A 15724-nucleotide genomic window follows, 5' to 3' on the forward strand; every position below is an offset into this window, starting at 1 on the left:
ATTAGTAAATTATTTAAAACTAAGTATAATTACGTATAAAATAGTTTAGGTTTGTACAGATTTATAAACGAAACAAAATATATCATGGAGAATCAATCCAAAAAATCTGATGCTCCTGTCGTTAAATTAAACCCAAGTACTATATAAATAAATATATCTATGCGCACAGGCACAACAAATATATCAAAGTTTTCTTCTGAAAATTCGGAACTACTTGATAGTGCCTGTGGTATTTGTTCCAATAAAAAATGCCTGATTCAAAAGAATATTCATTCTTCTAATATTGAAAAATTAGTTCAAGCAAGAAAAGAAATTAAATGTAAAAAAGGGCAACAGTTCATCATGGAAGGTGCTTCCGTTACCGGGCTGTTTTTTTTATTGAGCGGCAAAGTAAAAGTATTAAGAACCGGGCTTCACGGTAAAGAACAGATTGTACGTTTTGCAGTACCAGGTGAAATTATTGGACATAGAGGTTTTGGTACAGAAGAGACCTACCCCATAAGTGCCATTGCATTAGTAGATTGTACACTATGTTATTTCTCAAAAGAATTACTACAAGAAACATTAAGGGAGACGCCTAGTCTAACCTATGATTTTATGCTGTTTTATGCGAATGAGCTTAATCGCAGTGAAATCCGAGTAAAATCTTTATCCCAAATGACAGTAAGGGAACGTGTCATAGATACCTTATTATACATCAATCGTAAGTTTGGGCAAACCAACGGATTTTCTTCCCTATTATTAAGCAGACGAGAGTACGCAGACTATGCGGGTACTACAGAAGAACAAGTCATTAGAATGTTCTCTATCCTTAAAAAAGAAGGGTTATTACTTACCAAAGGCAAAAGAGTCGGTATTTCTAATATTGATTTGCTTAAAAAAGAAATATCAGAGCATAATTTCTATCTAGACAGCTAGTAGTACGTACTTATTTCACACTTCTATTTACGTAGTTAACACCGCGCCTTTTATTCATTATAAGTCATTGTTTTACAGTGTATTATTTGTAATAAACTGTCTTTTAGCAGTTTTTAATATGCTTGATTGATATGTTTTAATGTGTTATAAAAAGAGGTTTAAACATCGTTTATATCATTAACGAGAAATGCTGTTACGTATATATTTGTAGAAATAAGTATTAATACGTAGAACACTAAATGATAAGATTATGAAAAACATTTTTACTTCATCTATTTTAACCCTTTCCCTCGCCTTGGTATTTACGGCGTGTGGAGATACAAAAACTAAGAAAACCGAAGCGGTTTCTGAAGAAGCGGTAGCTTCAAAAACTAAAATGCTAGATATTGAAAAGCCACAGTTAACATTCGGTTTTATCAAACTAACGGATATGGCTCCTTTGGCGATTGCTAAAGAAAAAGGATTTTTTGAAGAAGAAGGACTTTTTGTTTCTGTAGAAGCACAATCTAACTGGAAAAATGTTTTAGACCGTGTAATTGACGGTCAATTAGACGGATCACATATGTTGGCAGGTCAGCCAATTGCTGCAGGAGCAGGATTTGGTAGACAAGCAGAATTGGTTACTCCGTTTTCAATGGATTTAAATGGTAACGGAATTACCGTATCTAATGATGTTTGGTCAAAAATGAAACCAAATGTACCTGCAGATTCTGATGGTAAGCCAATTCACCCAATTAAGGCAGATGCTTTAAAACCGGTAATAACATCTTATAAAAATGAAGGTAAACCTTTTAAAATGGGAATGGTTTTCCCGGTATCTACCCACAATTACGAATTGCGTTATTGGTTAGCTGCAGCAGGTATTCACCCAGGTATGTATACAGCTGATAATGTACAAGGGCAGATAGATGCCGAAGTTTTACTTTCTGTAACGCCACCGCCACAAATGCCAGCTACATTAGAGTCTGGTACTATTTACGGATACTGTGTAGGTGAACCTTGGAACCAACAAGCGGTATTTAAAGGTATTGGTGTACCGGTTACTACAAACTATGATATCTGGAAAAATAATCCTGAAAAAGTATTTGTAATGACAAAGCAATTTGTAGAGCAAAACCCTAATACGGCGATTGCGGTAACAAAAGCATTGATCAGAGCTGGTAAGTGGTTAGATGAACCAACAAACAGAGACGAAGCGGTAGAAATATTATCTATGTCTCAATACGTAGGTGCGCCAAAAGAAGTATTGGCTAATTCTATGACAGGAACATTTGAATTTGAAAAAGGAGACAAGCGAGAAATGCCAGATTTCAATGTATTCTATAAGTACAACGCAACATATCCATTCTATTCTGACGGTATTTGGTTCTTAACTCAAATGCGTAGATGGGGACAGATTCCTGAGGCTAAATCTTCAGATTGGTATGCATCTACAATTAAGGATATTTATCGTCCAGATATCTGGAAAAAAGCAGCCGATTTATTAGTAGCTGAAGGACAGATTCCTGCGGCAGACGTTCCTGATACGGATGGTTACAAAGCTGCCACTTCAGATTTTATAGATGGAACTAGTTATGATGCCAAAGACCCAATTGGGTATATCAATAGCTTCTCAATAGGTAACAAAGACAAGAAATAATTAAAGCAATTCATTGACCCTAAACTAGATATTATGGAACAGGAAATGGTCTTAAAAAAGGAAAAGAGTATGTCTACAAATTTCAAGCAGATACTTGCAAAACTTACACCAAGCATAAAAAAGGATGGTATTATGAAATCCTTAAAAAATACTGGTATAACACTACTATCCATATTATTGTTTTTAGGGTTATGGCACATGGGTTCTAAAGCCTTATACAATAAAGAAGCGGACTATAAAATTGAAAAAGCCTTAACGGAAAGAGGAGAGGAAGCGGCTGCGGCAGAACGCGCATGTATAGAATCTGGTGATAGTAGTTGCCAACCAAATACATTGCCTTCTCCTTCTCAAGTATGGGCTTCTTTAAAATCTTTAGTGGCGGATCACCATGTAATTAGCGCTGACAAAGCTGCTTTTGCAGAGAAAATGGCCGCTACCAATGAAAAGATGATCGCGGCGGGTAAAGACCCAATTGTTTATACGGGTAGAGCATCATTTATAGATATCGTTCTTACTAGTATAAAAACAGTATTTGCCGGTTTCCTATTAGCATTATTGATAGCAGTGCCTATTGGTATAGTTATAGGATTAAGTCCGTCATTACGTAGTGCCTTCAATTGGTTCATTCAAATTTTTAAGCCTGTATCTCCTGTAGTATGGTATTTGTTGGTTTTCATGATTGTAAAAACCTTGTATATCGGTGACAGTTCTGATAATGCTTTTGTTATCTCCTTTATAAGTGTTGGTTTTTGTGCCATGTGGGCAACATTGGTTAATACGGCAATGGGTGTTGCATCGGTAGATAAAGATTACATCAATGTTGCCAAGGTTTTAAAGTTGGGCACTTTTCAAAAAGTGTTCAAGGTGATTTTACCTTCTTCATTACCGTTGATTTTTACAGGACTACGTATTACACTTTCTGTGGCGTGGATGGTATTAATTGCTATTGAGCTTTTAGCACAAAGTCAAGGTTTAGGTCTTTTCGTGTGGGAAGAATTTCAAAACGGAGCCAATGACTCAAACGCAAAAATTATTGTGGCAATGTTCGTCATCGGTATCATTGGTTTCTTGTTAGATAGACTAATGCTTGCCGTACAGAATATGGTTTCCTTCAATAAAAACGAAATGGCATAACGCTTTTAAAAGATAGAACATGGCATACTTAGAACTAAATAAAATATACAAAACCTATGGTGAGGGTGAGAACAGTACAGAGGTACTTTCTAACATAAACCTTTCTATGGATGAAGGAGAGTTTGTAGCTATTGTCGGCTTTACCGGAAGTGGAAAAACCACATTGGTAAATCTTATAAATGGTCTTCTACAACCCACAAGCGGTGAGGTTCTTTTTAAAGGAGTTCCAGTTACTGATACCAGTCATGAGCGTGGCGTAATATTTCAAAACTATTCGCTTTTACCTTGGCTTACCGTTGGGCAAAATATTTACATGGCCGTAAAAGAGGCTTTTCCAAAAGAGAGTAAAAAAGTGTTGATGGAAAGTGTAAGAGAGTATGTGGCTATGGTAAGTTTAAGCCCTGCAATCAACAAAAGACCTAAAGAGTTATCTGGTGGTATGCGTCAAAGAGTTGCGGTAGCCCGCGCGCTGGCCATGAATCCTGAAATGATCATAATGGATGAACCTCTAGGTGCTTTAGATGCCTTGACCCGTGGAAATTTACAAGATGAAATTTTAAATATCTGGAGTCAAGATAAGCGTACTGCATTATTGATTACCAATGATGTCGATGAAGGTATTTATATGGCAGATCGGATTATTCCTCTAAAGCCAGGACCAAATGCAACGTTGGGGCCAGAGTTTAAAATCGACATTGAAAGACCAAGGGATAAAACGGCAATGAACGATAATCCTGTATACAAGAAAACCAGAAATGCCATCATAGAATATCTAATGGATATTGGCGATGAGAGAAAAACAGTATCAGAGGTAGAATATAAATTACCGGAGCTTACTCCTAAAAGCTTTGTAGCCTAAAAAAAAAGAATATGAACATGACACAACAATCTAACGAAGTGTATTCAGAGAATGGTATTGTCTACCCTGATAATGTAATGCTGGATCTTGCGAATTTGAAAAAGGTCTATCCTACTCCAAAGGGCGATTATGTGGTACTTGAAGATTTGAACCTGAAAATCTTAAAAGAAGAGTTTGTAACCATTATTGGGCATTCAGGTTGTGGAAAAACAACCATGCTTTCTATGATTGCAGGTCTTAATGAAATCTCTGGAGGTAATATATCGGTTTTGGGCAACCCGGTAAAAGGTCCCGGTCCAGATAGGGGTGTCATTTTTCAATCCCCAAGTCTAATGCCTTGGATGACCGCTTTGGATAATGTATTGCTAGGTGTAAATCAAGTTTTTCCAGGTGCAACTAAAACACAACGTCAAGACGTTGCAAAATATTACTTGCACAAAGTAGGCTTGGAAGACGCATTTTATAAAAAAGCATCTGAACTTTCGCAAGGTATGCAGCAACGTGTGGGTATAGCACGGGCTTTTGCCATTAAGCCAAAAGTATTGTTGTTAGACGAGCCGTTTGGGATGCTAGATTCTTTGACCCGTGGAGAACTACAAGATATTTTAATAGAGATTTGGAATAAAGAAAAAATTACCGCGGTCATGATTACGCATGATGTGGATGAGGCCATCTTTTTGGCAGATCGTGTGGTAATGATGACCAGTGGGCCTAAAGCTAAAATAGGGGATATTCTTTCCATAGATTTTGAAAGACCAAGGACTAGAAAATCTGTTTTGGAAAACGATGATTATTACACCTACAGAAAACATTTAATAGACTTCTTAGAACACTAACAAATAACTCAATCAAACATTAAAAATTACGATTATGAAAAAGCAATATCTAATCATTACACTATTGTTTCTAACCGCAAATGGCATTTATGCACAATTTACGTTAGACGGGCAGTTTAGACCAAGAACAGAATACAGACATGGTTTTGGTAATTTAATACCGGATGCTGCAGATGCAGGTTTCGCCATTTCTACACGAGCACGATTAAATGCAAAGTATGAATCTGAGGCGTATCAATTTTACCTAAGCTTACAAGATGTAATGGTTTGGGGAGAGAACAGACAAATTTTACCAGATGATCAGAATGATTCTTTTGCTGTATTTGAAGCATGGGCTAATATTAATTTAGGTAAAGGCTGGTCTACCAAATTAGGGCGTCAAGTAATATCTTATGACGATCAAAGAATTTTTGGTGGCTTAGACTGGGCGCAACAAGGTAGAAACCATGATGCGGGGCTTTTAAAGTATAAAAAAGATAAGTTTATCATGGATATAGGTTTGGCTTTCAGTCAAGATTTTGACAACCCAACAGGTTTTCAATCTGTAGGTACAGCCTATAATACAGCTGGGTTCTTTACTTACAAAACAATGCAGTACTTATATGCAAAACAACAATGGGATGGTTTTTCTGCAAGTTTGTTGGCATTGAATAATGGCTTTCAAAATTTCGATGATACCGATGCTGCAGACGGTGTAAGCAATCTACAAACAATTGGTACGCACTTAAATTTTAAACAAGGGAAATTCAATGCGAACGCCAACTTGTTTTTACAGACAGGAGAAAGACAAAACGAAGTGAAATCCAGTGCGTATTTATTAGGTTTGGAATTGGGTTATAAAGCAAGTGATAAAGTGATGTTGGGTGTAGGTACGGAAGTAATCAGTGGTAATAAGGCTGATACTACAGATAAAACAGAAGCATTTTTTCCTTTATACGGAACCAATCATAAGTTCAACGGATTCATGGATTATTTCTACGTAGGTAACCATGCTAATTCAGTGGGTCTTTTTGATATTCATGCAAGTGCGAAATTCGATTTAGGCAAGCAGTCTAGTCTATTGGTCAAAGTATTGAACTTTAGTGGAGAACAAGGATTAGCAAGTGGTGAAAAATCATTGGGTACGGAAATAGATTTGGTATTTGCAAAGAAATTCAAGGGTTACGGTCTGGCAATTGGGTATTCTCAAATGTTCGCTGCAGATGGTATGTATGAGCTAAAAGGAATTACAGATGATTTAGCGGCAAGCAGTCAAAATTGGGCTTGGGTTCAATTAACGATCAAACCCCAATTTTTGAACACAAAGAAAGAGTAGTTTTATAAAGTAAGTAGTTAGTTATGCGGTCTATACAGCTATGGTTGTATGGACCGTATTTTTATTTTTAAAATATTGCGTAATTTAGCATGTTACGTATAATTACCTATATTTTGAGTGAAACAACGAGGATAGTATTAGCAGATGATCACGCTTTGGTTAGGGACGGAATTCGTTCTTTATTGGAATCGGAATCTGATTTAGAAGTAATCGGTGAGGCAGCCAACGGAAAAGAAGCTATTGAGCTGGTAGGCAAAGTATCTCCAGATATTTTAATCATAGATATTAGAATGCCCGTAATGAATGGTATAGATGCCGTTGCAGAATTGACCAAGAGCAAATCAGAGGTAAAGACCATAATACTCTCTATGCATGATTCTGAGGAATATATCTTAAAATCCATCAGTTCTGGTGCCAATGGGTATTTGTTGAAAGACACTGATAAATCAGAGTTTATAAAGGCAATTCATACCGTAAGGGAAGGCGGTAAATACTTTAGTGGAGATATAAGTAATGTTTTGGTAAATAACTTATTGGGAGCCAAAAAAGAAGAAGTAAAAGAAGAAGCGCCGCGCAAAACAGGTGATAATGTCTTTGATTTGACCAATAAAGAATTGAAGGTATTGGAATTGGTGTTGTCAGGATTAACCAATCAACAAATATCAGAGAAACTTCAAAACAGCAAGCGTACTATAGAAACGCACCGTTTTAATTTAATGCGTAAGATGGATGTAAAAAACCTTATTGATCTTTCTAAAAAATCACAGAAACACAATTTGATTTAGTAAAAACTTACCATATTGTAAGAAAAATTCTAAATGAAAAATAATATCCTCATAGCCCTTGTAGCTTTCGTATTTATTTTTAATTCTTGCGATAATTGTGATGATAAAGCTTGCTTTACACCACCAGAAGGCTTCACTTTTGAATTGGTAGATAAAACAACGAGGGAAAATCTTTTTACAAACGAGACCTTTAGTTCCAATGAAATTAGTGTAACTAACCTTGTTGATAATTCGAATTTAGAATTTAATTTTATAGATGAAGATGATGTTAATCTAATTCAAATAAATGCTATTGGTTGGGAATCTGAAACAGTAGATGCATTGATTACCGTGTCAGGTATTGATATTTTCAATTTAATCGTTGACGCAGAAAGAACTACTGAAGATTGCTGCACGTTTACAAAATATAATGAAATAAGAATTGAAAACGCTGAATTTGAATTGAATGATGAAAATGGAATTTATACCATCCTCGTAACGCAATAAACTAAATAACAGGCTTTGTTTTAATGCTTACAAGCAAGTAAAAAACTTCATTTATCTTTCTAAAAATTACAGAGGCATAATTTGATTTAGGTACTTGTTTGGTTGTTTGCTGCAATGGTAAATAATATTTTCGGAGATATATATCTTTAGAATTCTTTTTTGAATACAAAAACAAAATTACACTTACACCGCAAGAAATTAATTCGATGACTACCGCAGAAAAACGTAAAATATTATTTGAAGGCTTAAATCCTTTGTTAAAATCAAATGGGTATAAACTTTATAAAGCAGGTACAGATCCTAGTTATGTTTATTTCGACGGAATAGTTGCCCAAGATTTCTTTTTCAATTTTAAAAGTTATGGTAAAATAACTTTTTCAAAAATAGGTATTACCCATTACGAAGTTGAAAATTACATTCTTGATTTAGATTTTTTCCCAGAACATTTTAATGATAAGAAAAAATATCACTTACATACCGCGTATGATTGGTCAAGCATTGGTTCACATAGTTTTAATGCAACTACTCATGAGGAAATAGAGCAAGGTATTGAACTAATAAAAAGTTACATCAATGGAGATGGTAAGCTGTTCTTGGACAACTATTTGTCTTTGCCGAATATTCTTGAAAGAATGGATGAACTTGACAGTGAGGGTATACTCTGGCATGATAGAAAAAATGGAGGAATTTTAGCAGGTACGCTAGATGCGAATTTTAGAGCTTTGATAATTTCTAAACTATGTAATGACACTAATTATGAATCGAAAAAAGCAATGGTGGATTTGAAACTTGAAAAACCAAACTATGCCAATTGGAAACCCTATTACGAAAAGCTCAAGATTGTTTTACCTTCAATACAACCAAAATATAATTTAGATAGTTAATAAAGAATAGAGATAATTACTAGTTCAAGCGATGACACGCTTTACCAAGAAAAATTAGACTATTTACCGCATTATTGTTGCGATGATGGCATTTTTAGCAAAATTTTCTCCAGAAATGTTTATAGCTAAAACAGTCAATTCCGCTTAAAAGTATTCTCAGTACAGTTCACCCAATCAACATTTTATTTTAACATTTCAACACCTCACTTTCTCATTTATTGATCAATTCTCAGTGTCTGCTTGTTAAAATTGCGGATCACTCGATTTAATCCAAAACATTTACGATAAAAAAGTACGTATTTATACGTACTTTTTATAATTTGCAGTATACTTCTGAACCATTCTTTATCATTGATAAAATGAACAGTAATAAAACTCATAAAACAATATGTTCCTATTGCGGTGTAGGCTGCGGTATACTTGTAGATGTTGATGCAAAAGGAACTATTTCGGTAGACGGTAATCCAGATTATCCGTCTAATAAAGGCATGCTTTGTACAAAAGGGCGTAATCTAAACTACGTAGCTCAAGATACTACAGATAGAATTCTATATCCAGAAATGAAATGGAGCAGAAATCACCCATTGCAACGAGTTTCTTGGGATGCCGCTTTTGAGCGTGCCGCTGCGGTTTTTAAAAGTATTATTGCCAAACATGGTCCAGATAGTGTAGGGTTTTATGTGTCTGGTCAGTGCTTAACGGAAGAGTACTACCTCATCAATAAATTAACAAAAGGATTTATTGGTACAAATAATATAGATACCAATTCTAGGCTATGTATGAGTTCTGCCGTGGTAGGGTATAAGAAAACCCTGGGTGAAGACTCCGTTCCCATTTCATATGAAGATATAGAACTGGCAGATTGTTTTTTAATTGCAGGCGCAAACCCGGCATGGTGCCATCCTATCTTATATAGAAGATTGGAAAAGCATAAAGAAGAAAATGCGAATGTAAAGATAATTGTAGTAGACCCACGTAAAACACAGACTTGTGCCGGGGCAGATTTACATTTGCAGATATTACCGGGTACAGATGTAATTCTATTCAATGCCATTGCCCGTAGATTAATAGAGAAAAGAAAAATAGATAGTGCTTTTATTAAAAAGCACACTGCCAATTTTGAAGCTTGTAAAGAAATGGCTTATAGCCTGTCTCTTAAAGAAGCGGCAAAAAAATGTGGTATTCCCGTTGCTGATATTCGTAAGGCGGCAGAATATATAGGTAACGCCAAAAAGTTCATAAGTATGTGGACCATGGGGCTGAACCAAAGTGTTATAGGTGTTGCTAAAAATGTATCGCTATTAAACCTATCCTTATTAACAGGTCAAATAGGTAAGCCAGGATCAGGACCATTTTCATTAACAGGTCAGCCAAATGCTATGGGCGGCAGAGAAGTTGGTGGTATGGCAAGTTTATTGGCTGCACATAAAAACTTAGGTAATCCTGCACATAGAAAAGAAGTCTCGGATTTTTGGGGAGGCGGAGAAATACAAGCCGAACCAGGGTACACGGCAACAGAAATGTTCGATGCATTAGATGAAGGAAAGCTAAAAGCAGTTTGGATCGTTTGTACTAACCCAGCGGTAAGTATGCCCAATTCCAATAAAGTAGAAAGAGCATTGAAAAAGGCAAAGTTCGTAGTCGTTCAAGATATATCACATAACTCAGAGACTACCAAATTTGCCGATTTATTATTACCTGCAGCAGGTTGGTTAGAGAAAGAAGGTACCATGACCAATTCAGAAAGGCGTATAAGTCACTTGCCTAAAGTGATAGACGCTCCCGGTGAAGCACTGCCAGATGCCGAAATTATTTGGCGTTTTGCACAAGCCATGGGTTGTAGCGGCTTTGACTACAATAATAGCAGTGAGGTTTATGACGAACATTGTTTATTGACCAAAGGCACAGATATAGATATTTCTGGGTTGTCTTATGAAAGGTTAATTAACGAAGGTAGTTTTCAATGGCCGGTACCGCATAAAACACATAAAGGAACACCAAGGCTATTTACAGATCGTAAATTTTTGACCGACGATAAAAAGGCACATTTTAATGCGCCAAGTACCCTGTACAACAAATCTGAAGAAACAAGTAGTGATTATCCGCTGATATTAAATTCAGGTCGTGTACGTGATCAATGGCATACCAGAACCAAAACCGGTAAGGTGAAAAGGTTATTGACCCATATACCCCAACCGTATTTAGAAATGAACGCGGTAGATGCCTATGTACGTAAAATTAGGGAAGGTGATATTGCGGTAGTAAAAAGTAGAAGAGGGCAAGTACAGGTAAAAGTGCAGCTTAATTATGATATTAGAGAATCGGTTGTTTTTTTACCAATGCATTGGGGTAAAGTATTGAACAATGATTTTGGTAGGGCAAATAACCTGACTAATGATTTGGTTGATCCGGTTTCTAAAGAGCCAGATTTTAAGTACTGTGCCGTTGAGGTAACAAAGTTTGTAAAAGAAAAGCAGAAGGTGGTTGTTATTGGTGCTGGAGCTGCGGCTTACCGCTTTATACAATCATATAGAGAGAAAAATAGCCTAGATGAACTTCATGTATTTTCTAAGGAGAAAGACCCTTTTTATAACCGTGTATTATTACCGGAGTATGTAAGTGATGAACTCTCATGGGAAGCTTTGGAAAAGTTGAAAGATGGCGAATTACAGAAGCTTGATGTTACGTTACACCCAGGTGTAGGCATCAATAACGTAAACGCAGATGACAAAACTGTAATAGATTCTAAAGGAGAAAAGCATAGCTATGATTTGCTTATTATGGCAACAGGTAGTAGAGCCTTTATACCAAGTGATGTACAAATAAAATTACCTGGTCGTTTTACCATGCGTGAAAGAGGTGACGCAGATAAACTTAGAAAATATCTGTTAGAGACCGGATTGCGGGCAAAAGACCAAAATGTGGTTATCGTTGGTGGTGGACTCCTAGGATTGGAGCTTGCGGCAGCTTTAAAGAAAATCAACATAAACATCAGTATTATTCAACGTGCACCACGATTAATGGAGCGTCAACTAGATAGTGTGGCCAGCCGTTTGTTGGCAGAAGATGTTATGGAACGCGGTATTAATCTATATTTTGACAATGAAGTAAGTACCGTTTTTGAAGATAAAGAACAAAAACATAGCTTGTTGGTAAACCTTAAAACGGGGCGTACCATTCAGTGTAATGCAATTGTATATGCCATAGGTACAAGACCGAATATAGAATTGGCAAAACAAACCGGTGTACATACCCGTAGAGGTGTAGTGGTCAATTCATATTTGCAAAGCAGTGATCCCTCTATTTTCGCTTTGGGAGAAATTGCGGAATTTAAGAATTCGTTGTTCGGCATTACCTCTGCAGCAGAGCAACAGGCAGATATTGCAGCCAATTTTATACTGGGAGACTTTAGTAGTATATACAATGGTTCGGTGTTAATGAACATATTAAAATTTGAAAATCTTGATCTCTGCAGTATAGGTATGGTGAATTCACCAATTGGCGATTCATCTTACGAAGAAATTATTTTAATGGATGTAAGCAAGCGCTTTTACAAGAAATGCATTGTAAAAGACGATACCCTTAAAGGAGCCATTTTAATGGGCGATAAAAATGAGTTTGCGGAGTTTAAAAGGCTAATAGAAGAAGAAATTGAACTCTCTGAAAAACGAGACGAATTGTTGCGTGGAGCTTCCACCTCGGTTCCTTTAAAAGGGAAATTGGTCTGTTCTTGTAGTCAGGTTGGCGAAGGCAATGTTATAGATGCTATCAATGGAGGATGCTCAGACTTCAATAAATTATGTTCAGAAACCGGGGCAGGTCTGGGATGTGGTAGTTGTAAGCCCGAAATAAAAGATTTATTAAAAAAACAGTTGGTTTTAGCCAATTAAAAGAGCACATTATGAATGATGATCTGCATAGAATTTTGATAAAAGGAGGCGTTACCTCTCCTGGTGAACTAAAAGATATTATTACCATGTTAGAAGCTGCGGGACTAACAAGTGTAAACTTTGGATCACGGCAAGATATTTTGTTTCCTTTGAAAGATGCAAAAGAAGAGCAGCTAGAGAGTATATCAAAATTCAATACCGATATCATCGCCAATCGTTCATTTCAGAATATCGTTAGTTCATATGTTTCTGCAGATATTTTTGATATGACCCATTGGTTAAAAGGGTCTACCTATCTCTATATTTTAGAAGGATTTGATTTTTTGCCCAAGCTTAAAATCAATATTACGGATCCAAAGCAAAGATTGGTGCCAATTTTTAGTGGTAACCTCAACTTTATAGCCTCTGATCAAGAAGATTATTGGTATCTGAATATAAAACTTCCGCACTGGAGTTCATCGGCATTTTATCCTGTTCTAATTTATAGTTGGGATATCAATTCCATCTCCAAACAGATTGAAGAAATATATGAAGATATCTCAGATATAGACGAGCTTTTTTTCATCATGAACAAAAACTTGGAGACCAATAATAAGACTATGGAGAAGGAATTAAAGGTTCCTTTTCAAACCTTTCCGTATTATGAAGGTATGAACCGTTTAGGGTCAGATTTGTACTGGTTGGGTCTCTATTGGAGAAACAACAAATATGACCTGTCTTTCTTAAAAGAATTTTGTGGTTTTTGCTTGGATAACAGTATAGGTAAAATATGTATTACACCATGGAAATCATTTGTGGTAAAAGGAATAAAAAAATCTAGCAGACCAGAACTTGAACGTTTTCTGGGTAAAAAAGGTATTAATGTAAGGCACTCTCAACTAGAGATGAATTGGCATGTGCCCATTGATGACGGTGAGGCCTTAGAGCTAAAAAAATATTTGGTACGTAGCTTTGATCAAAATGATATTAGTACTTATGGCCTCACCTTTGGTATTAGTAATGAGGTGGGTAAACGTTCGCACTTTGCCTCGGTGATAATTGAAAAGAACAGTTTGCCCACTATCGTTAAAGAATTTGAAGTTCGCCCTACCTATAATGTATTGCATTTTGAACATTTTGACCCTAATAGTCAAAAGTACATTACCTATGCACAAGACATAGATAAAATTGAATTGCCTGGTCTTTTAATGGAGTTGAGTAAAATGTATTTTGATCAATTGGGTAGAATGGATGATGATAAAGAAAAAACTAGCGTAGAAATTTTAGAAGCTACTCAGTCGGTATACCAATGTCAAGATTGTTTAACGGTATATGATGCCACTTTTGGCGATGATGTTTTCAATATTGCGGCGGGTACCCAGTTTGAAGATATTGACGACTCATATGAATGCTCTATGTGCGGAGCATCAAAATCAAGGTTTAAAGAGGCAATGATTCAATTAAATTAATTGTAACCATATGTAATACAGTGGTGTATACCTATATGTAAATGTTAATAAAATCGTAATTGAGACAACAAATTCCCCTATGAAGTCAAAAACATAAACCGTTTACATATAATTTTACGGTATAATATGAAATAGACCAACGCTCATGACCAGGGTAAATATAAATAACCAAAGTAAAGAACCAGTTTTGGCAAAAGCATTGAAGTTCACCATAGTAATTGCCGCATTAGGAATATTGTTATGTATTGGGCTAATGGCTTCTGGAGCTTAAAACAGTAATCAAATACCGATTAAGGCTGCATTACGGGTAGTTCTAATACTCTTTCTGGCCCGTAGAACTTAAGGGCAATACCAAAAACAATTACTGAAATAATCATGCCTACCATGAAAACGGTGTACGTCCACCGTAGAATTCTATATTTCCTTTCCAATACTACACCAAGAAAATATAAATCTTTTGTCAATGAACTGTAGATATAGTCTTTATCTTTAATAAGTTCGTTCATTGCCCAATTATATTGCTCTAACTTCATTTTATGAAAATTGCCAAAGAACAATAAATTTACTTTTTTGGTAGTCACCTCTTCCTCGGTAAACTGCCCAGTGGTAATGTTCGGTTTGGTCGCAATGATAGACATGACCATTGAAACAACACTAAAAATAATAAAAACGAAAGTAGGGTAAAATAGATAATCGTTGGTAGGGTTATCTAATTTCGGAACTAGGTTTGCCAAAGCCATAGAGACGATAATCGCATTTACCGAAAGTAGAATATTTGCTTTTGTATCGGCAATATCACTAAGTTTTAAATGATTTTGTAGGGTTACCCTGTACAAGGTTTGTATTCCCCTATCTGGTAATTCTCCTTTAAATTTCGCTTTAAGACTTTCTTTTTTAACAAGTTCTTTATACTTCTTTTTTGCCTTAATGAGCTTTTTAATGTTCTTATCTTTTCCTTTCTGCCAATTGGCAATCGCATAGTCTGTATAAAAACGATGTTTTGATCTTAGTAAAGTGATATTCTCTTCTCGCCAATCTGCAGCAGTTTTCTTTTGCTTTTCTAAGAGGGAAAGTTCTTCGCGTAATAACGCTGTTGTGGCTATAAAGTTCTTTACATGAAAATGGGACGAATCGGCGTCACGTATAATTTTTTCTAGTTCATTTTTAGGCTCATAATTCTTTTTGGTAGCCATTATAAGGCTACATACCGTTTCTATAAATGTATTTTCGACCCCATGTTGTGTTAAGAAGTCTTTGGCGATCTGGCAGCTGTTCTCTTCATGATTATCATAAGATACAGTGTAGCCGAGATCATGAAACCATGCAGCTACCAAGAGCGGCTCACTATCGGTTTCATTTACTTTTTCGCCTTCTATGAGTTCTTTGGTACTATTTACAACACGTTGTGTATGCCTTAGATTATGATATAGAAATCGTGTATCAATATTGTCACTCAATTTTGCAGTGGCAAACACTTCAGCTTTAGAAACTAATTTAGACATAGGTCGATTGTATAAAAGAACACTTTAG

Annotated in this window: 13 protein-coding genes; 12 read left to right on the forward strand and 1 reads right to left on the reverse strand. The window is 35.9% G+C overall.

The window, feature by feature from the left end; translation table 11 throughout:
- The first annotated feature begins 159 nt into the window (after positions 1-159).
- The 12 genes from SJY30_RS14040 (at position 160) to SJY30_RS14095 (ending at position 14465) form a co-directional block, all read left to right on the forward strand.
- Complete coding sequence (locus SJY30_RS14040; RefSeq protein ID WP_396632778.1) at positions 160-918, forward strand: Crp/Fnr family transcriptional regulator; 759 nt, start codon at positions 160-162, stop codon at positions 916-918.
- Positions 919-1168: 250 nt separating this feature from the next.
- Entirely contained in the window at positions 1169-2557 is a 1389-nt protein-coding gene (locus SJY30_RS14045; protein ID WP_396632779.1) for a CmpA/NrtA family ABC transporter substrate-binding protein, read from the forward strand.
- A 33-nt stretch (positions 2558-2590) separates the two neighbouring features.
- Positions 2591-3691, forward strand: coding sequence for an ABC transporter permease (locus SJY30_RS14050; protein ID WP_396632780.1), 1101 nt, complete (start codon positions 2591-2593; stop codon positions 3689-3691).
- Between the two features lie 19 nt (positions 3692-3710).
- The gene (locus SJY30_RS14055; protein WP_396632781.1) at positions 3711-4550 is read left to right on the forward strand and encodes an ABC transporter ATP-binding protein; all 840 of its coding nucleotides are present in this window, start codon (positions 3711-3713) and stop codon (positions 4548-4550) included.
- 17 nt (positions 4551-4567) lie between these two features.
- Positions 4568-5386: an ABC transporter ATP-binding protein gene (locus tag SJY30_RS14060; RefSeq protein WP_396635335.1), complete on the forward strand. Its 819-nt coding sequence runs from the start codon at positions 4568-4570 to the stop codon at positions 5384-5386.
- A 34-nt stretch (positions 5387-5420) separates the two neighbouring features.
- Positions 5421-6701: an alginate export family protein gene (locus tag SJY30_RS14065; RefSeq protein WP_396632782.1), complete on the forward strand. Its 1281-nt coding sequence runs from the start codon at positions 5421-5423 to the stop codon at positions 6699-6701.
- 113 nt (positions 6702-6814) lie between these two features.
- Entirely contained in the window at positions 6815-7486 is a 672-nt protein-coding gene (locus SJY30_RS14070; RefSeq protein ID WP_036157525.1) for a response regulator transcription factor, read from the forward strand.
- A 33-nt stretch (positions 7487-7519) separates the two neighbouring features.
- Positions 7520-7972, forward strand: a complete 453-nt coding sequence (locus SJY30_RS14075; protein WP_396632783.1) for a hypothetical protein — start codon at positions 7520-7522, stop codon at positions 7970-7972.
- Positions 7973-8178: 206 nt separating this feature from the next.
- Entirely contained in the window at positions 8179-8856 is a 678-nt protein-coding gene (locus tag SJY30_RS14080; protein WP_396632784.1) for a hypothetical protein, read from the forward strand.
- A gap of 359 nt (positions 8857-9215) precedes the next feature.
- Complete coding sequence (locus SJY30_RS14085) at positions 9216-12746, forward strand: molybdopterin-dependent oxidoreductase (protein WP_396632785.1); 3531 nt, start codon at positions 9216-9218, stop codon at positions 12744-12746.
- Positions 12747-12757: 11 nt separating this feature from the next.
- On the forward strand, positions 12758-14194 hold the full coding sequence (locus SJY30_RS14090; RefSeq protein WP_396632786.1) for a rubredoxin: 1437 nt from the start codon (positions 12758-12760) through the stop codon (positions 14192-14194).
- Positions 14195-14339: 145 nt separating this feature from the next.
- Entirely contained in the window at positions 14340-14465 is a 126-nt protein-coding gene (locus SJY30_RS14095) for a hypothetical protein (RefSeq protein ID WP_396632787.1), read from the forward strand.
- A 19-nt stretch (positions 14466-14484) separates the two neighbouring features.
- Here SJY30_RS14095 and SJY30_RS14100 read toward each other — a convergent pair whose 3' ends face one another.
- The gene (locus SJY30_RS14100) at positions 14485-15696 is read right to left on the reverse strand and encodes a Pycsar system effector family protein (protein ID WP_396632788.1); all 1212 of its coding nucleotides are present in this window, start codon (positions 15694-15696) and stop codon (positions 14485-14487) included.
- Between the last annotated feature and the right edge of the window lie 28 nt (positions 15697-15724).

Origin of the sequence: Maribacter sp. R86514, from assembly GCF_044597005.1 — a bacterium.
In the GTDB taxonomy this organism is placed as follows: Bacteria; Bacteroidota; Bacteroidia; order Flavobacteriales; family Flavobacteriaceae; genus Maribacter.